The organism is Pedobacter cryoconitis, from assembly GCF_014207135.1.
Classification (GTDB): domain Bacteria; phylum Bacteroidota; class Bacteroidia; order Sphingobacteriales; family Sphingobacteriaceae; genus Pedobacter; species Pedobacter cryoconitis_D.
Window position 1 is genome coordinate 1 of sequence record NZ_JACHCC010000013.1, and the last position, 18,482, is coordinate 18,482.

The window sequence follows — 18,482 nt, forward strand, 5'->3', positions numbered from 1 at the left end:
ACCAGAGCCGATGGTACTGCGGTAACACGTGGGAGAGTAGGTCGGTGCCAAATCTTAAAGAAAGCCTGTAGGAGACTACAGGCTTTTCTTGTTTACAACCTTTTTGTAAACCAACAACCAAACAACCCCGGCTGCTCAGCGCAGACCGGGGTTATTTCGTTTAAAAGGAATAATGAATCGATATTTTGATCTCCTGTATGCTCATAAGAGTTCATCAGCAAGGTGAATGTGTGGATTAAGCATTAGAATCGCTTAAAGCTTCTTATTTTGATTATTAGCCCAGCTCTATTTGTCTTCTGATACTTTCCTCCAATGAGATTAAAGTTTCTGTCCGTTGTATACCTTCTACGGCCTGAATCTCTTCATTCAATACATGGCGCAGATGATTGGTATCACGACAGATGATCTTGGCAAACATACTGTAGGCGCCAGTGGTGTAATGTAATTCTACTACTTCCTTAATCCGGCTCAGTTGGGCAACGGCATCTTTATACTGAATCCCTTTCTCGAGGTATATGCCCAGGAATGCACAGATATCATATCCTGCTTTCTGAGGATCGATAATCAAATGTGATCCTTTTATAATACCCATTTCCTGTAGTTTCTTCATCCGTACATGAATTGTACCCCCGGAAACGATTAAATCTTTAGCGATTTCGGTGTAAGGTTTAGTCGCATCCTGCATCAATTGCTTTAAAATGTCAATATCAAGGTTATCAATTTCTAAATTTTGGCTTTCTTTTTTGAGCATGATTTCAATTAATTATAATGAAGATCTAATTTAATTATAATAATCGTAATAATGAAATTAAATCATTATTATATTTGCAACATATATGATGTATTGTTACATTTGTATCAAGCAAGTAAGGAAAAAACGTTCATTTTAATAATTGCTTATACTCTGTAGGGTGGTGGAACTGGCAGACGCACCTCCTTGTCTCGGTGGTGGAGAATTTGGGAAACCTGAAAAGGCTAACCACTCCTTGAAGGTTCGACTCCTTCCCCTACAGCCAAAGAATGATGGTTCTTTATTTAATGTTGGGTGGTGAAATTGGCAGACACACCTTCTTGTCTCGGTGGTGGGGATCATGGGATAAACACAGTTTATGGGTTGACCACAAATTAATTTTTTGAACTGCGGCTAACTTCCCCTTGAAGGTTCGACTCCTTCCCCAACAGCCAGTTTTTTTATTTTAATAAGTTAGTTAATTGGGTAATCCGGAGGCGGGTTACCCTTTTTCTTTTTTCAGGATATCTCCATTCATCTAGTCTGACACAATATTAAGCTAAAGCGATTTTGTGTTGTTTTAAATTTAATTTTTTAACAGTTTAAACTTAATCCGTTGCGTATAATAAATTAACAATTCCAATGTAGATTCGTGTATAAGTAACAACGATAAAAAATTAACTTCTTATCCTGTTGCGTCATGATCTAACCGGAAAAAACAATTTATTATGGCTAACAAAAATCTACGTTTTATCGTAATGGCATTCGGAGTCCTTGCACTCTCGGCATGTAAGAAACAAGAATTTGCAGGCAACACCGCCCCTGCAATGAGAACCGAAAGTATGATGACAAGGCAGACTGCCCTGCAAAATTATACTTTAAGTAACTGGATGAGCTTCCTGCCAGACACAACCAATTTAGCACAACTTTCTATTCCAGGTACACACGATTCGGGTGCAAGAATTGAACCTGTAACCGGTACTGCCAAATGTCAAAACTTAAGTATTGCTGATCAGTTAACTGCGGGAGCAAGATTTCTGGACATCAGGTGCAGACACATTAATAATACTTTTGCCATTCATCATGACCTGGTTTACCAGAACCTGAATTTTACGGACGTTTTGAAAGCTTGTACTGATTTCCTTACAGCTAATCCTACTGAAACGATTATTATGAGTGTAAAGGAAGAATACACGCCTACTGGAAATACCAGAAGTTTTGAAGATACATTTGATGCCTATGTTCAGGAAAATGCCGGTAAATGGGACCTGGGTACCGGCATTTCTAAATTGGCTGACGTACGTGGCAAAATTAAATTATTAAGAAGATTTGGCGCAACTAAAGCTAAAGGTATCGATGCTACGCAATGGGCAGACAATACTACTTTTGAAATTAATAACGCAGCAGCAAACCTGAAAATAGAGGATGAATACAAAGTTCCTGATGTAAGTGCTAAATGGACTAAAATGAAAGCCTTAATGGATAATGCACATAGCGATTCATCAAACAGATTATATATCAGTTACGGAAGTGGATACAAACCGCTTATTTTCGGAATTCCGGATATCTTAACGGTGAATAATTATATTAATCCTAAAGTTACAGACTATTTCACCGCTAATAAAGTGGGAAAATATGGTGTGGTTCCTTTGGATTTCATTAACAAGGATATCTCTAAAGTGATTGTAGAGACAAATTTCGGTCCGGCTTTATAGTCTGATACAGCCCCGGTATAAAGCCGGGGCTTTTTTATAATGATTATAAATTTCAATTAAGAGTATCCATTTTTACTGGCAAGGATTAATTTCTTATTTTTGAGAAAAAAAACAGTTATGGGTATTTATGAAATCTTAAAGAGTGCGCACTCTGGATGGCGTTATTTAGTAATCATCTTATTATTGATTGCTTTTGTTAATGCATTAATGGGATATGTGGGTAAAAAACCATATACCGAAGGGAGCCGGAAGTTAAATGTGTTTACTTTAATCAGTGCACATATTCAATTGCTTTTAGGATTGATTATCTATTTTATGCACGACTGGTATAAAGGTGATAGTTCGGTAGCTGTACAACGTTACTGGAAAATGGAGCACATCAGCATGATGATTTTTGCAATTATCTTAATTACAGTTGGTAACGCAAGATCTAAGCGGGCAGATGGCGCGCTGGCCAAACACAAGTCAATTATGCTGTATTTTGGTATGGCATTGCTATTGATCATTGCAGCCATATTCGCAATGGTTAAGGCCGATCCAAGCCGTCACTTGTTTGGGATGTAATAATTTTTTTGAGATTTAATTTTGGTTTGTAAGATTTATTTCTATTTTTGCTACTCATGATTAACAATAAACAAACTTGGCTATGGCGTAATGGTTCTGAAAAGAGTCCCGTCGCAGCTTTGTGTACATTATAGTTTATCAACCTAAACCAAACCACAAATATTAACCCGACGTACAACACGTCGGGTTTTTTTGTTTTATAGCAATTTTATAATGGAAAAGATTAAAATCAATACGCTTTATAAAAAGAGACTGGCGGATACAACAACGCCGGTGAGCATTTACCTGCGGTTAAGGGATGTGTTTCCTAATACACTTTTACTGGAGAGTTCCGACTACCATAGCCGGGAGAATTCTGTAAGTTATGTTTGCGCCGATCCTGTCGCAGGAATCATGCTTCAGAACGGACAGCTTTCTACCTATTTTCCTGATGGCGGAAAGGAAATAAAAAAGGAATTTGTTCTGGCCGAAGAAATCGAAGCTTTTAAAGCCAGGTTCGATGCACAGCCTGTAGCGGAAAAACGTTATATCTCTACCGGCCTGTTTGGTTATTTTACCTGGAATACGGTTCAGTATTTTGAGGACATCAGTTTTAAAGCGGAATCACCTAAAGGCGAAGAGATCCCATTGATGCAATATCATATCTACCGTTATATTATTGCTATTGATCATTTTAAAAATGAGGTTACCTTATTTAAGAATAGTTTTGACGGAGAGGAAGACCAGGACCTGGAAAAGATTGAATACCTGATCCAGAACAAGAATTTCCCTGAATATAGCTTTGACACTGTAGGTGAAGAGCAGTCTAATCTGACTGATCAGGGCTTCATGGATATCGTGGAGAAAATGAAAAAACATATCCTGCGTGGAGATGTTTTCCAGATTGTTCCTTCCAGAGCATATAACCAGGGCTTCTCGGGCGATGAATTTAATGTTTACCGCTGTCTGCGCTCTATCAATCCTTCGCCTTATCTCTTCTATTTTGATTATGGTAGCTTCAAGCTTTTTGGTTCATCTCCAGAAGCACAGATTACCATCAAAGACAGAACTGCAAATATTTTCCCTATTGCCGGAACTTTCAAGCGTACCGGAAACGATGAAGAAGACGCTGAACTGGCCAGGAAGCTGGAACAGGACCCCAAAGAAAGTGCAGAACATGTTATGTTGGTGGATCTGGCCAGAAATGACCTGAGCAGACATTGCAGGGGAGTGGAGGTTAAATCATTTAAAGAGGTTCAGTATTATTCGCACCTTATCCACCTGGTCTCAAAGGTAAGCGGGAATTTACAGCCGGATGTTTCTGCTTTTAAGGTCGTAGCAGATACTTATCCTGCGGGAACATTAAGTGGAGCGCCAAAATATAAAGCGATGCAGTTGATCGATGAATACGAAGGCCTGGCCCGCAATTTCTATGCAGGAGCAATAGGATATATGGGATTTGGCGGAGAATTTAACCATGCAATCATGATCCGTACGTTTATGAGTAAAAATAACCAGCTTCACTATAGAGCGGGAGCAGGAATTGTAGCCGATTCCATCGCTGTTAATGAGATGAATGAGGTGAATAATAAAATTGCTGCCTTACGTAAGGCAATGGAAATGGCCAAAGGGATTAATAAAATTTAAATTAGAAACATGCAAAAGAAAATATTGGTCATAGATAATTATGACTCTTTTACTTATAATTTAGTGCATCTGATTAATGAGCTGGGCAGCGAAGCTGAAGTTTGGAGAAATGATAAATTTACACTTGACCAGGTAGCTGATTTTGATAAGATTTTGTTATCTCCTGGTCCTGGTGTACCATCGGAGGCTGGTTTATTACTGGATGTGATCAGAACTTATGCTTCAGGGAAAAGTATCCTGGGGATTTGTCTGGGACAGCAGGCTATTGCAGAAGCATTCGGAGGTCAGCTTTTAAACCTGGGTAGGCCTATGCATGGGATTGCTACACCGATAAACGTAATTGATAAAGAAGAATTATTGTTTAAAGGGTGCCCTGAAATTATTAACGTCGGCCGGTATCATTCATGGGTAGTGAGCCAGGAAGGCTTACCTTCTTGTCTTCAGGTTACGGCCACTGATGCCGGTCATGAAATTATGGCACTCAGACATGTTGACTACGATGTAAGAGGTGTGCAGTTTCATCCTGAAAGTGTGCTGACCGAATATGGTAAAGAAATGATGAAGAACTGGTTGGAAAATTAAAACAGATTCAATGAATATTTTAGATCAAATCGTACTCAGAAAAACAGCGGAAGTTGAACAGGCTAAAAAACGGGTCTCTGTTAAAGAACTGGAAGCAGGTGTTTATTTTCATAGAGAACCCTATTCACTGAAAGAATTTATACTTGCACCTGACCGTACAGGCATAATTGCTGAGTTTAAACGCCGTTCCCCGTCAAAGGGAATTATCAATGCCCATTCGACTGTTAAGGAAGTAACCAATGGCTATGCAGCAGCTGGAGCTTCAGCAATCTCTGTACTGACAGATTCGGATTTCTTTGGTGGACATCTGGATGATCTGCTGGAAGCAAGGGCTGTGAACAATGTTCCTTTGTTACGGAAAGATTTCATGATAGATGAATACCAGCTTATTGAGGCCAAGGCATCAGGGGCAGATATTATCTTGTTGATTGCGGCTATTCTTACACCAGCTCAGTTAATTAATTTTGGCAGATTGTCAAAAAACCTTGGACTGAATGTCTTGCTGGAAGTGCATAATCTCGAAGAATTACAGCGTAGTATTAATCCTTATATAGATGCTGTGGGGGTTAATAATCGTAATCTGGCAGATTTTACTGTCAATATTCAGACTTCTTTCGATCTGGCAGAAGAGATCCCGAAAGAATTTCTGAAAATTTCGGAGAGCGCGATCAGTGATCCGAAAATAATTAATCAGCTAAAGAGGGCTGGATTTAACGGTTTTCTGATTGGTGAAAATTTTATGAAGACCGAAGATCCGGGAACCGCAATGCATCGCTTTGTAGAGGAGATGATCTCGGTATAACTTTTGTATCTTTGTACTTTACATGGGAAAAGCGAAAACTTATGATACCGCGCTTAAACAGGAACGGGCTGTCCTGGTAGGGGTGATCAGACCGGGAGAAAAACCGGAGGAAACAAAAGAATATTTAGACGAACTGGCGTTTCTTGTAGATACGGCGGGTGGAACGGTGGATAACATATTTACACAAAAAATGTTAAAACCAGACCGCGCTACCTTCGTAGGTACAGGGAAACTGGAAGAAATAAGAGCCTACGTGAAATCGGAAGAGATTGATATGGTCGTTTTTGACGATGAACTATCTCCTTCGCAATTACGTAATATAGAACGTGAACTGGAAGTCAAAATCCTGGACAGGAGTAATCTTATCCTCGATATTTTTGCTGGAAGAGCTCAGACCTCGCAGGCAAAAACTCAGGTCGAACTGGCCCAGCTGCAATATTTATTACCAAGATTAACACGCCTTTGGACTCACTTGGAGCGCCAGAAGGGTGGTATTGGTATGCGTGGACCAGGGGAAACCCAGATTGAGAGTGACAGAAGGATGATCCTAGAGAAAATTTCCCTTTTAAAGGGGCGATTGAAGCTCATTGATAAACAGAATGAGACGCAGCGTAAAAACCGCAATGAACTGATCAGGGTTGCCCTGGTAGGCTATACGAACGTAGGAAAGTCTACGATCATGAATATGCTTTCCAAATCGGAAGTATTTGCGGAAAACAAATTGTTTGCTACCCTGGACACCACAGTCCGGAAGGTCGTGATCGATAACCTGCCATTCCTGTTATCTGATACGGTTGGATTTATCCGTAAACTTCCTCACCATCTTGTAGAATGTTTTAAATCGACACTCGATGAGGTCAGGGAGGCGGACATTTTAATTCATGTGGTCGATGTTTCTCATACGAGCTTTGAAGATCAGATTAATGTAGTGAATGAAACATTAAAGGATCTGGGTGCCAGGGATAAGGAAACGATCATGGTGTTTAATAAGATTGATGCTTATGTTCATCCGGAATCTGATGAGATGAATGAAGAGGAAAATGCGACTTTAACACTGGAAGAGTTTAAGAAAAGCTGGATGGCGCAGCATAATGCACCAGCATTATTTATCTCTGCACTACATAAGGAAAACCTGGAAGAGTTTAAACAACTGTTATACGATAAGGTTGTTGCGCTTCATACGATAAGGTATCCTTATGACAAATTATTATACTAAATAAAAGATTACAAAATCATGGAAAGTAAACGTCAACAGAAATTTGCTGGTGTACTACAAGAGGAATTAGCGACAATATTTCAACGGGAAGGGGCAGAGTACTTACCTAATACACTGGTTACGATTACTAAGGTCCGCGTATCTCCGGATTTAGCAGTAGCTAAAGTTTATCTGAGTTTTTTAAGCACAAACAATACCGCATTATCCATTGCAACTGTCAATTCTCATGCGGGAGAAATCAGATATAAACTGGGCTCACGTATCCGTCACCAGGTTAGGGTAGTGCCTTCACTGACATTTTTCCTGGATGACACGAATACCTATGTAGAGCATATGGATAAAATCTTTGATAAGATTTCCAGAGAACGTAAAGAACAGGGTGAAGAAGAAGATGAAACAGCGGACTAATTGCTGATGGAATCTTTGGAAAAGTTGAAGGGATGGTTAATTAACCATCAGCAAAAGATCAGCAGGGTGGTAGATTTTAATCCTTCTGCTGACCATCTTTTTCCTTTTGATTTTACGGCTGCTAACCTCGAGCTGACTGATGAGGTGCTGAGGGATACTTCGGCTTTCACTTCCTGGACTACACAAAAACTTAAAGACGCCGGTGCCCGTTATGGCATTGGCGGTTATAATGAACACCGGACCATTTATTCAAGGAGTATCCACTTTGATACTCTAGAAGAACCGAGAAGATTACATCTTGGTGTGGATATCTGGGGCCCTGCAGGTACGCCTGTATATAATTTTTTTGAAGCTGAAGTACATAGTTTCAGCAACAATAATCATTTTGGTGATTACGGAGGGACTATAATTCTCAAGTATCAGCTTGACGGACTGGTTTTGTATGGCTTGTATGGTCACCTGAGCCTGGCTTCAATTGCAGATTTAAAGGTAGGACAGCCTATTGCCACGGGCGAACGTTTTGCCACCTTTGGGATCCCTGAAGAAAACGGTAACTGGCCACCCCATCTTCATTTTCAGCTGATGTTTGATATGCAGGGTAAAAATGGAGATTACCCAGGTGTCTGCCAGTTTTCTAACCGGGCTGTTTACCTGGCTAATTGTCCAGATCCGGGACTGATCCTGAACTATACCTTTCCCATAAAATAATTTCGTAAATTAGGGGATGAAGAAAATTCTTGCGGCTTTTCTGTTGTTTTTAGTATTTTCTGTCAAAGCACAACCCGTCATTAAAAATGGGCTGGAGACTTTTATTCAGGAGAATCTGGTTTACCCCGAATTCTCTCTGAAACACTGTATCCAGGGAAAGGTCAATATCAGCTTTAAGGTTAACCTGCTTGGGGAGGTTTATACGTCGAAGGTGACCAACGGACCAGGAATAGATCTGGATCAGGAAGCTTTACGACTGATCAGGCTGAGTAGTGGGCAATGGCAGGTGCCACCAGGATATGACACCACTTATGTGTTGATTGCACCGGTCAATTTTAAGGTCAGCGGGGATGATTGTAATAATGTCAGTATTACGGATGTCAGAAAATCGATTGCCGCTTATCAGGCAGATAATGCCCTGACAGACGTGATCATAAATTTTTACAGGAATAAGGCCGAAGGGAAGTATAGCGAGGCTGAGGAAGCCAGAATCAATGCCATGAAGAAAGAATTAGGTTATGATGATGAGTACCTTCAGCGGAGAATTGAAGCGGGTAAGAAAAAATTAAAACAAAAGGATAAACAGGGTGCCTGTGAAGATTTCCTTTTTGTCAAAAATATGGGCTCATCACTAGCGGATGAACTCCTTGTTATATATTGTAAGTAGATGCGTCTTTTATTCAAGTTATTTGCTTTGCTCGATCTGATCAGCATTGTTTCTATGAGTCCCCAGATCTGGTCTGTACTGAGTAAGTATCAGGAAATTCCACATGAGGCATTTTCAGTAGCCAGGGTTGTTTTTACCTTACTGATCTATATTTCACTGTTTATTTCTGCCTATGGGTTATTCAGGTTCAGAAAATATGGGATAATTACCAATTATATTCAGTTTCCGTTCCGGCTTGTGCTATGGGTGTTTTCTGTCGGTTTTATCACTTTTCTGCCCGAATTATTCCATCAGGGGGACAAATGGTTTGGCATCCTGTTCCGTGTCTGTATTATTGCCGAATTTTTCAGGGGTTACTATGTTCTTCAGGCGCACCGGAAATATTTCAGACAGGCCTCACCAGAACCGTTATAGCTGCTGGTAATAGATGTGCTTCCACCGCATTGACTTTGCCTATATATTCCCCGTCTACCTGAAAATGGACTTTGTGCCTGGTTTTGATCTGTAGATTTTTAGTGTGAAATAATTCGATTTTTTTTGGATTGAAAGGCTGATTGGTGAAACGGATTTTAAAGATTTCAAGAAAAGAATATTTTTTGATCAGGATGATCTCAAAAACGTCATCATCCAGCTTACCTTCCGGATTGATTTTTACCCCTGTGCCGTAGCTGGTCGCATTGGCTATAACTACCATTGCTGCTTTGGAGCGGATTATTTCTTCACCGATATTAAATTCAACATCCATCAGGTAGCGTGAAAGGAGGGCCTGACAGGCAGCTTTTGCGTAACCCCACATTCCTCTTTGGGGAAGGTTATCGAATTTTTTAACGATGTAAGCATTAAATCCGATATCCGATAAGTGAATACATAATTCGTCGTTAACCGATATCACATGAATTTCCTTAGGCAACCCTGTTATAGTCAGTTCCAGTGCTTCGTTAAGCTGAAGGGGTATACCCAACTCTTTAGCCATACCATTAGCCGATCCGGCAGGAATAATCCCAATAGGCGTTTTTGTGCCTTTTAAGGCATTGGCAACCAGTTTGAGTGTACCGTCTCCGCCAACTGCAATCACACGGTCTGCCTTTGAGGAATCAATGACTGTTTTAACCTGGGCAGAGCTGAAGTCTTCCTGTAATTCGTAAAACTCAAAGAGATGGTCATAGGATTTAAAGAAATCTGCAATCACAGTTTTATAATCCAGATTATCATTTCCCGAACCAGGGTTGATTATAAAAAGTAGTTTCATTATAAATCAAACAGTGCAGGGGCCTGGTTGTTTGTGATATAATGAATAATTCTGCAAGTGTAAAAATATATCATGGCTATGGACATAAACACAATCTTGTTGTATACGGGCATGTTTTCAGATTCCGTGCAAAGAATGTCCAGAGCTATAGCAATAACCTTTTTGTAAATTTGCTTTACCTGATCAGGCTGTTCATTTTAAAGCCGTATCCCTGGGCTAAAGTCAGGCTTAGTTTTTACGATCAGGTCGTAGACCAGAACGCTGAGTATGATGGATTTTTTAAATTTGAATGGGAAGCAGAAAAAGAGGTCAGTGCAGGATGGCACCAGGTCAGGGTGGAGGCCCTGGATGATCAGGGAGTTGTCATCGGCTGGAGTACTGGTCAGGTTTATGTCCCTCATATTACCCAGTTCGGCTTTATTTCGGATGTTGATGATACGATTATGCTTTCTCATTCGGCATCAATGATGAAAAGGCTGAGAGAGTTGTTTATTAAAAACCCGCACACCCGAAAGACTTTTCCCAGCGTAGTTTCTCATTACAATTTACTCGCGTTATCTCATACAGATACTGCACATCCTAATCCGTTTTTTTATGTTTCCAGCAGTGAATGGAATTTATATGATTATCTGGTCAGTGTTTTCAGGTTTAATAAGCTGCCGGAAGGTGTATTTTTATTAAATCAGATCAAAAGGTGGAAGAACTTGTTGAAAACCGGAAAAACAGGCCATGAAGGGAAACTGATCCGGGTTATGCGGATTATAGATGCCTTCCCGAATCAGAGATTTATACTTTTCGGGGATAATTCACAGCAGGATCCTGAGATCTATTCGGCTATAGCTATAAAGTATCCAAAGAGTATAGAGGCTGTCTATATCAGGAATGTCCGGCATGAAAATCAAAAGACAACGCTGGACAGCTTAGCGAAAGTAGAGGCTCAGCACATCCATACTTGTTTTTTTACGGACAGTAAGGAGGCGATGAGGCACTCTGCTCAAATCGGTTTGATCAGTATTTAAATAAAGTCGAGGGTGTTGAAACGTTTGTTCAAAACCTGGGCGTTATTGACGTCAAGCCATTTGTCGAGTATGGTGCCATAGACCTCCCTGAAATCGATCTGATATTTAAGATCTCCGTTATCAAGATTCGCCAGGTCGGGTGCAGCATTATAGATGCCTTGTTTTTTCAGGCGCCCACCAAACAGGAACATGTTATTCGCTGTGCCATGGTCGGTACCATTGCTTGCATTCTGTGCTACACGTCTTCCAAATTCAGAAAAGGTAATCACCAGGGTATCATCCAGCTTATTGTTCTGATGAAGGTCTTTGACAAATGCATTTATTCCTTCGGCATATTGCTGCAACAGACGGCCTTGCTGATTAACCTGGTTAACATGAGTGTCAAAACCACTTAAAGAAACATAGTACACCCTTGTTTTTAAGCCGGAACAGATAAACCTGGATACAGTCTTCAGCTGGTTGGAAAAGCCGGTATTAGGATAGGTATAATTAGGTTGATAAATTTTTGAAGTATTCTGAATATAATCGGCAGAAGATGAAGTTTCAATCATTGTTTTGTAGAGATAACCAAGATTTTCTTCATCCAGGTGATCTTTATCGCTTTTGATCATTTCCCTGAAAAAAGGTTCGTTTGTATTGCGGTAAAGCGCTGCCGGATCTTTTAAGGCTATCCCTTTTTTACTCTTGCCCTTCATCGCCAGAGAAAGGCTGTCATCTACCTCAATTGCGGTATAGGGGAATTTGCAGGTCTGGCAGTTTGAATCCAGGTAACGGCCTATCCAGCCAGTGGAAAGATACTGATTGGCATCACTTGCAGTCTGCCAGATATCCATAGACCGGAAATGGGACCGGTCAGGGTTAGGATAACCTACATCATTGATCACAGACATCCAACCCTGGTCATAAAGCTCACGCAGACAGTTCAGATTTGGGTTCAGGCCCTGCATGTCATTGAGTTTAATCACTTCATCTGGTTTAACGGCTATCCCTTTTCTCATCTGATAATAAATATCATTTCCAAAAGGCACCACGGTATTCAGACCGTCATTACCTCCTGAGAGCTGAACAACGACCAGGTTTTTATACAAACTCAGTTCTTCCAGTGCCAGGGCTTCAAAGGGCTTCATAAAGGCCGGCACAATCAATGTACCTGCCGCTGCAAAGGCTGCATTTCTTAGAAAATCTCTTCTTTCCATTTTTGTTTAGGCTAGCATAATTGATATTCAGGCATACTGGTTACAGCAATGGCCGTGTTCTTCAGGTTAACATTTGAAATGATAATATCACTGACCTTTTTTCCTAGCGTGGGTTCGAGCAGAAAGGAAGCCAGTTCGGTCTGTTTCATGTCTTTTGGAAAACAGGATAGAAATTTAGACCAGTCGGCCTGTGCATTGACATAGGATTTTACCGGTCTGGGTTTTTGCTTTTTATTAAGGGCGATTACAGCTTCTTCTTCGGGGTCGGCTTTTCCGTTAAAATCCAGAATACCATCATTCAAAACCAGAGAAGGGATCTTTAACCGGAGCATCAGGGATGAACTGTCTATCCAGCTTTTTCCACCCGGCCAGCCAGCGACATTGGGGGGATTGAATAAATACTGACCAAGACTGGTTTGCAGCTGGATCAGGATCTGAGGTTTATTATAAGTCACGTAAAATTCTCTGCTCAGGTTAACCAGGAATTCCACCGGCGATTTGATCTTGTTTCCGGTATTCTCCTTCCCATAAAACCAGTCGGCATTAAATAATCTCTTCATTAAAGCAGAGATATCATATTTCTGTTCATAGAAATGAGCTGCAAGTTCTTTTACATGGGTTTCATCGGGAGTGTCATTGACAAAAAAGATGTAAATCTTGCGACAGATAAAATTTGCTGTTTCAGGTTTTTGTAAAATCAGGTCGATAATGGCTTCTCCGTCAAACGTACCGGTCTGACCAAAAAAGGTTTTGGCCTTCTCGTCATGGACTTTGGGGTTAAATTCGAAATCCCCGTTTTTATTATAGGCCCATCCTGTGAAGGAACGGGCAGCTTCTTTAATATCAGTTTCTGTATAATTACCTCTGCCAAGGGTGAAAAGCTCCATCAGTTCCCTGGAAAAATTCTCATTGGGATGACCTTTTTTATTTTGCTGATTGTTCAGATAGTCGAGCATTGCCGGAGATTTGGAAACCTCCATGAGCAAGGTCTTAAAATTTCCCAGTGCGTTGTTTCGCTGGATATTATTGAGTTGCTGAGAGTAGAACGGATTATTGGCCCTGCAGGCAAAATGCCCGTGCCAGAATAGGGTCATTTTCTCTAGCAATGGATTTTGTGTAGCGATCATACGCTGCACCCAGTCGAGGTTCAGGTCTCGGCTTTTCTCATTACGGGCTTTGGTAATATCTTCGCGCTGTTGTTTCTCTTCAGGACTAAGATCTTTTTTGCCATTCAGACCAGCGAGGACAAGCTGTTGCTGTTTGAATTCATCGGCAGAAACGGTCAGGAGATCTGGTCCCTGATGTGGGATGTCCAGCAATTTATCGACTGCTTTACTCAATCTTCTTTTACTGAGCTGCAATAAATCGGGATAAGCAATCCCGAATCCGGCCCGGTTGTACAGGTGTTTGATATTGGCGAAATTATCTTTTCTATCCATGAGCTCTGCTGGTTTACTCTCTTTATGACTTATGTAAAACGTTTAGGTTTAAAAATTTATATTTTTGTATATGATATTTCAGTTACCGGAAGGAGAGTTGGTTTTTCCAAACCCTTCATTAGCAGAAGAAGATGGTTTACTTGCTATCGGGGGTGATCTGAGTAAAGACAGGTTAGTGCTTGCCTATCAGCACGGAATTTTCCCCTGGTTTAGTGAAGGTGATCCAATTTGCTGGTTTGCTCCGCCGGAACGTTGTGTCATCTTTCCTCAAAAGGTTAAAGTCAGTAAGAGTATGCGAAAAGTAATCTCGGACGGGACTTATACGGTCACGATGAATGAGGCTTTTTCTGATGTGATCACTTGTTGTGCAAAGATTCCCAGAAAGGAGCAGGATGGTACCTGGATTACGACAGCTATGCAGTATGCCTATATCAATCTTCACCGTCATGGATGGGCGCACAGTGTCGAAGTCTGGTATAATGGAGAACTGTGCGGAGGTTTATATGGAATGGTCGTCAATGGTGTATTTGTAGGCGAAAGTATGTTCAGCTTCAGAAGCAATGCTTCCAAGACAGCGCTGATCTGGTTATGCCGCGAAGGTGGATACCGGCTGATTGATTGCCAGGTACCCAATGACCACCTATTGAGCCTGGGTGCAGAAATGATCTCGCGGGAGGACTATATGCTCATTTTGCAGGCTTAATTCAGTATTTCCCGGATATCTTCTTTGCTGAGGGATTTGAAGAAACTTTCTTCTGTGGTAATCAGCGAACTGGCCAGACGTTTTTTGCGGTTCTGCAAAGCCAGGATTTTTTCCTCGACAGTGTCTTTGGCAATAAACTTATAAATAAACACTTTCTTTTCCTGACCAATACGGTGTGACCTGTCAATTGCCTGTTGTTCAACTGCTGGGTTCCACCAGGGATCGAGGATGAAAACATAATCTGCCTGGGTGAGGTTTAAACCTACTCCACCGGCTTTGATGGAAATCAGAAAGACTTTAAGCTCTTTGTTTTCCTGGAATTCGGCAACAATCTCTCCACGGTTTTTAGTAGAGCCATCCAGATAGGTAAAGGGAATCTGTTCTTTTTCAAAATGAGCTCTGAAAATACTGAGGTGTTTAACGAACTGTGAAAATATAAGGACCTTATGACCACCTTTTAATACATTATCGAGGGTATGAACTACGTTCTCAAATTTACCTGAGTCCGAATGGTAAGTATCGTCGATCATTTTAGGGTGATTGGCCAGCTGACGCAGGGCAGTTAAACCTTGCAGAAGCTGTACTTGTTTCTTAGCATAAGTCCCATCGTCCATACTGCTGAGCAAATCATTTCTATAAGCTGATTTTGTTTTTTCATAGTAGGTTGCCTGGTCTTCGCTCATGTCACAGTAAATGACCTGCTCAGTTTTTGCCGGTAGTTCTTCGGCTACCTGTTCTTTAGTTCTCCGGAGTACAAAAGGCTTGATAATAGCTTGTAGTTTCCGGGCTTTTTCTTCATCCTTTCGTTTCTCAATGGCCTGTACATATTCTTCATTAAAAAAGGCCTGGGTACCCAGCAAACCTGGATTCAGGAAGGTCAGTTGTGTCCATAAATCACTTACAGAATTTTCTACGGGTGTACCGCTCAGGATCAGTCTGTGTCTTGATTTTAATAACCGGACAGATTTAAAGGACTTGGATGAAGGATTCTTAATATTCTGACTTTCATCGAGGATGATATAGTTGAAATAGAAACTTTGTATTTCGTTGACATCAACCCGGGTGATCCCATAGGTTGTGATTACAACATCGTATTTGATAAAATGGCTGACATCTTTATTCCGGGTACTGCCAGTATGGGCAAGGATTTTTAGTTTTGGGGTAAATTTCTTTGCTTCAGCCAGCCAGTTATAAATTAATGAGGTTGGCATAATGATCAGCGAAGTACTATGTGTCTGGTTCTGCTCATCTTCTTCTTTGAGCTTCTGAAGCATGGCCAGCGTCTGAATAGTTTTACCTAGACCCATATCATCGGCTAAACAGCCGCCAAAGTTGTACTCACGCAGGAAACTGAACCAGTTATAACCCGCTTTCTGATAACTTCTCAGCTCGCCTTTGAAATGAACAGGCATCTGGGTATCAGCAATGTTCTCAAAATCATTCAGTTTCTGTAATTTGCGCTGAAGGGTAATATTGGCAATTCCATCGCTGGCGAGGTCATTGATCAGGCCAATATGGTGTTTTTTGAGTTTAAGGGATTTTCCACCATCTGACAGACTGAACAGACTTCCGTATTGTGAAAACCACTTTTCGGGAATAATAGCTATGGTACCGTCTGGAAGGGTAAATTCTCTTTTCTTATGTAGAATATGCTGTTTTAAAGAAATAAACGGGATAGGATGCTGACCGAAATAAACAATCGCATTAATATCAAACCAGTCATTGTCTTCCTGGATCTCAAAATCAATTTTGCTGGATGCGAAAAGGAATTTTTTATGTCCGGTTGATTGTTCTATACTGTAACCATTGTCTTTTAACTGTTCTACATGTTCGTTGACCCAGTTTAAAAGGGCATAGGTCTTATCTTCACCTTCAGGTGGGCTGGCCAGTTCAAGGTTGTAAAAAATAGCACTCGCTTTTTTAAGCCCGAGTTTCAGTAGTTCGGCATATTTATTTTTCTCCCAGATGGTATCTCTTTTAACCCGGGTGAATATGTAATTATTATCTTCTTTTTTGACATGGACGGTTACCTTTTTCTCATTACCTAAAGCAAAAACGTGCTCTCCGTATTTGAAGTACAGCTGAAGCTGGGAAATTCCTCCTTCAATGTAAATTACTTTCAGGATAGCGGTGGGTTCATGTTTTTCGGTCAGAATATCAAACCCTTCGGCGTAGACATGGTATTTCTCGATCAGCGGGGCAACAAACTTATCAAAGTAGGTTGCTTCTTTAGCAGTCGGAATAGTGATATAGCGTTTATTTAAAAATGGGATCAGTTTTTTACCTTCGATATCCTGCTCAAAGAAATACAGAACATCATTCAGTAACAACCAGGCAGGTTGATTACTAACAATCTGGGCATCTTTAAACATAAAATCAATCCGTAGGGACTGGTATTTAATGGTTGGAAAGTAGCGCGTTTCTATCTCGTTTCTACGGAAATGAAATAGGATGGTTGCCGGCTCTGTGGCTAGTTCGATTTTGCGTTCGGCCGGCCAGCCGTCCTTATCCATCAGGTATAATTCATCTTTGATTTTAAGGATTTCAAGAACTTCGGCTAGTTTTTTCTCAATCTTTGGACGGACGCTTTCGTAAAATTTCTCATCATAGAATTTACTGAAAAATTCAAAAGGCCGGATTGCTTTCTTATGATATTTCTTAATGACATGATCTTGTTCGGTTTCATCCAGTATTTTAATGATTTTTAAATCAGAATCGGATAAATGCCGGGTAAATTCTTTGGCAGTATGACTAAAAAGTCGCTGATAGGTTAAAGAAAAGTCGCCCTGGGGGTTTAACTGAACAATATGAGGTTCGATCAGATAGCCTAAATATTCATGTTTACACAACGAATATACAATTTTACAAGGTTTAGAGCTATCTACACGTAACATGAGCCAAATAATTAAAAAAGAAAGGAGTTTAAGCTTAGAAAATCTTTAAACATACATCAAATTTGAATCGCTGCCAAAAAGATTTAGGTTTTATTCTATAAAAACTATTCAGGTTTTATTCTTTTTAATCAGGGTTCCGATTATTTCTGTTTTCGGAAGTGTTTTTTTGTGCCTGTTGGTCGTAAAATTATGGGCGTTTGTCGGATGTGATCGGTGAGTGGTATAAAAGACGGAATTACGTGCAACGTAACATAGGAGATTGCGTCTTAATTGTAAACTATTTAAAAACAATAGTTTACGAAAAAAATTAAAACTTAAAGACATGAAAACCTCATTAAAAACAGTACTGACATTAGTTATGACTGCCATCCTTTTGACAGCCACCGTAATTACTTCCACAGCTGCTGAAAGAATAATCACGCTGGGAAAAGAATCTGCCAATCCTGATATTAAAAGGGTGGTAATAAAGGGGAATGTCCAGGTTCGTCTGGTGCAAAGCCAGAGGGAATGGGTATCGCTGGATGAAGACAACATGAGTAAAGTAAAGATCAAACAGAACGGGAATATTTTAAATATCAGTTCGTCAGAAAAGAATCCCGTGTCTGTTACTGTTTATGTTAAAGATATATACCGGATTGAGGCATCAGATAAGGCAAATATTACAACTATCGGGAAGTTTAATTTAAAGTTTCTTCAAGTGATTCTAAAGGATAATGCAGTGGCTTTTATTAAAGCTGATACAGAGGGCCTGTACACACAGATGGATGGTCAGTCAAAATTACAGTTGCTGGGTTCAACGGTAGATCATTACATCAAAAATTCAGGTAACGGAATGTTGAATACAGCTAAGTTTGCAGCCGTGAATACAGAGAACCTGCCTGGATCGTCAAGACTGGCTATGAATACGGATGGCATGAAGCATAAAAAAATGAATGTTGATACTTTGAAAAAATAATCGCGTCAG

The 18,482-nt window shown here is 40.4% G+C and carries 18 protein-coding genes and 2 tRNA genes; 15 read left to right on the forward strand and 5 right to left on the reverse strand.

Going from position 1 to position 18,482, the window contains the following annotated elements:
- Positions 1-274: 274 nt before the first annotated feature.
- Positions 275-751 carry an Lrp/AsnC ligand binding domain-containing protein gene (locus HDF25_RS21585; protein WP_184628484.1) on the reverse strand — a complete coding sequence of 159 codons (477 nt, stop codon included), beginning with the start codon at positions 749-751 and terminating at the stop codon, positions 275-277.
- 154 nt (positions 752-905) lie between these two features.
- On the opposite strand from HDF25_RS21585, the gene HDF25_RS21590 reads away from it, so the two are divergent.
- The 12 genes from HDF25_RS21590 to HDF25_RS21645 all read left to right on the forward strand — a co-directional run bounded on the left by HDF25_RS21590 (position 906) and on the right by HDF25_RS21645 (position 9,432).
- Positions 906-1,016: transfer RNA gene (locus HDF25_RS21590), tRNA-Asp, on the forward strand.
- Between the two features lie 23 nt (positions 1,017-1,039).
- Positions 1,040-1,185 (forward strand) — tRNA-Asp (locus tag HDF25_RS21595).
- 273 nt (positions 1,186-1,458) lie between these two features.
- Positions 1,459-2,445: a phosphatidylinositol-specific phospholipase C gene (locus HDF25_RS21600; RefSeq protein WP_184628485.1), complete on the forward strand. Its 987-nt coding sequence runs from the start codon at positions 1,459-1,461 to the stop codon at positions 2,443-2,445.
- A 117-nt stretch (positions 2,446-2,562) separates the two neighbouring features.
- Positions 2,563-3,009, forward strand: a complete 447-nt coding sequence (locus HDF25_RS21605; RefSeq protein WP_221450993.1) for a cytochrome B — start codon at positions 2,563-2,565, stop codon at positions 3,007-3,009.
- Between the two features lie 213 nt (positions 3,010-3,222).
- Positions 3,223-4,635 carry an anthranilate synthase component I family protein gene (locus HDF25_RS21610; RefSeq protein ID WP_184628486.1) on the forward strand — a complete coding sequence of 471 codons (1,413 nt, stop codon included), beginning with the start codon at positions 3,223-3,225 and terminating at the stop codon, positions 4,633-4,635.
- A gap of 9 nt (positions 4,636-4,644) precedes the next feature.
- On the forward strand, positions 4,645-5,217 hold the full coding sequence (locus HDF25_RS21615) for an anthranilate synthase component II (protein WP_184628487.1): 573 nt from the start codon (positions 4,645-4,647) through the stop codon (positions 5,215-5,217).
- Between the two features lie 10 nt (positions 5,218-5,227).
- Positions 5,228-6,019, forward strand: coding sequence for an indole-3-glycerol phosphate synthase TrpC (trpC, locus tag HDF25_RS21620; protein ID WP_184628488.1), 792 nt, complete (start codon positions 5,228-5,230; stop codon positions 6,017-6,019).
- Between the two features lie 22 nt (positions 6,020-6,041).
- Positions 6,042-7,235: a GTPase HflX gene (gene hflX, locus HDF25_RS21625; protein WP_184628489.1), complete on the forward strand. Its 1,194-nt coding sequence runs from the start codon at positions 6,042-6,044 to the stop codon at positions 7,233-7,235.
- A gap of 18 nt (positions 7,236-7,253) precedes the next feature.
- Positions 7,254-7,643: a 30S ribosome-binding factor RbfA gene (gene rbfA, locus HDF25_RS21630; RefSeq protein ID WP_184628490.1), complete on the forward strand. Its 390-nt coding sequence runs from the start codon at positions 7,254-7,256 to the stop codon at positions 7,641-7,643.
- Between the two features lie 6 nt (positions 7,644-7,649).
- Positions 7,650-8,351 (forward strand): peptidoglycan DD-metalloendopeptidase family protein, encoded by a 702-nt coding sequence (locus HDF25_RS21635; RefSeq protein WP_184628491.1) that lies wholly within the window; start codon positions 7,650-7,652, stop codon positions 8,349-8,351.
- Positions 8,352-8,367: 16 nt separating this feature from the next.
- Positions 8,368-9,018 (forward strand): energy transducer TonB, encoded by a 651-nt coding sequence (locus tag HDF25_RS21640; RefSeq protein ID WP_184628492.1) that lies wholly within the window; start codon positions 8,368-8,370, stop codon positions 9,016-9,018.
- Positions 9,019-9,432 (forward strand): hypothetical protein, encoded by a 414-nt coding sequence (locus tag HDF25_RS21645; protein ID WP_184628493.1) that lies wholly within the window; start codon positions 9,019-9,021, stop codon positions 9,430-9,432.
- Here the strand turns inward: HDF25_RS21645 and HDF25_RS21650 are convergent.
- The gene (locus HDF25_RS21650) at positions 9,404-10,267 is read right to left on the reverse strand and encodes a diacylglycerol/lipid kinase family protein (protein WP_184628494.1); all 864 of its coding nucleotides are present in this window, start codon (positions 10,265-10,267) and stop codon (positions 9,404-9,406) included. The two genes, HDF25_RS21645 and HDF25_RS21650, sit on opposite strands and share 29 nt — an antisense overlap.
- 41 nt (positions 10,268-10,308) lie before the next feature.
- Here HDF25_RS21650 and HDF25_RS21655 point away from each other — a divergent pair, with 41 nt between their 5' ends.
- Positions 10,309-11,286, forward strand: coding sequence for an App1 family protein (locus tag HDF25_RS21655; RefSeq protein WP_184628495.1), 978 nt, complete (start codon positions 10,309-10,311; stop codon positions 11,284-11,286).
- Here the strand turns inward: HDF25_RS21655 and HDF25_RS21660 are convergent.
- Together HDF25_RS21660 and HDF25_RS21665 are read right to left on the reverse strand one after the other, a co-directional pair.
- Positions 11,283-12,482, reverse strand: a complete 1,200-nt coding sequence (locus tag HDF25_RS21660; protein ID WP_184628496.1) for a DUF1501 domain-containing protein — start codon at positions 12,480-12,482, stop codon at positions 11,283-11,285. The genes HDF25_RS21655 and HDF25_RS21660 overlap by 4 nt on opposite strands.
- A gap of 11 nt (positions 12,483-12,493) precedes the next feature.
- On the reverse strand, positions 12,494-13,921 hold the full coding sequence (locus HDF25_RS21665) for a DUF1800 family protein (RefSeq protein ID WP_184628497.1): 1,428 nt from the start codon (positions 13,919-13,921) through the stop codon (positions 12,494-12,496).
- Positions 13,922-13,991: 70 nt separating this feature from the next.
- Between HDF25_RS21665 and aat the strand changes: the two genes are divergently transcribed.
- Positions 13,992-14,624 (forward strand): leucyl/phenylalanyl-tRNA--protein transferase, encoded by a 633-nt coding sequence (gene aat / locus HDF25_RS21670; RefSeq protein ID WP_184628498.1) that lies wholly within the window; start codon positions 13,992-13,994, stop codon positions 14,622-14,624.
- Here aat and HDF25_RS21675 read toward each other — a convergent pair.
- Entirely contained in the window at positions 14,621-17,518 is a 2,898-nt protein-coding gene (locus tag HDF25_RS21675) for a DEAD/DEAH box helicase (RefSeq protein ID WP_184628499.1), read from the reverse strand. The two genes, aat and HDF25_RS21675, sit on opposite strands and share 4 nt — an antisense overlap.
- Positions 17,519-17,840: 322 nt before the next feature.
- Here HDF25_RS21675 and HDF25_RS21680 point away from each other — a divergent pair, with 322 nt between their 5' ends.
- Positions 17,841-18,473, forward strand: a complete 633-nt coding sequence (locus HDF25_RS21680) for a GIN domain-containing protein (RefSeq protein WP_184628500.1) — start codon at positions 17,841-17,843, stop codon at positions 18,471-18,473.
- Positions 18,474-18,482 lie beyond the last annotated feature (9 nt).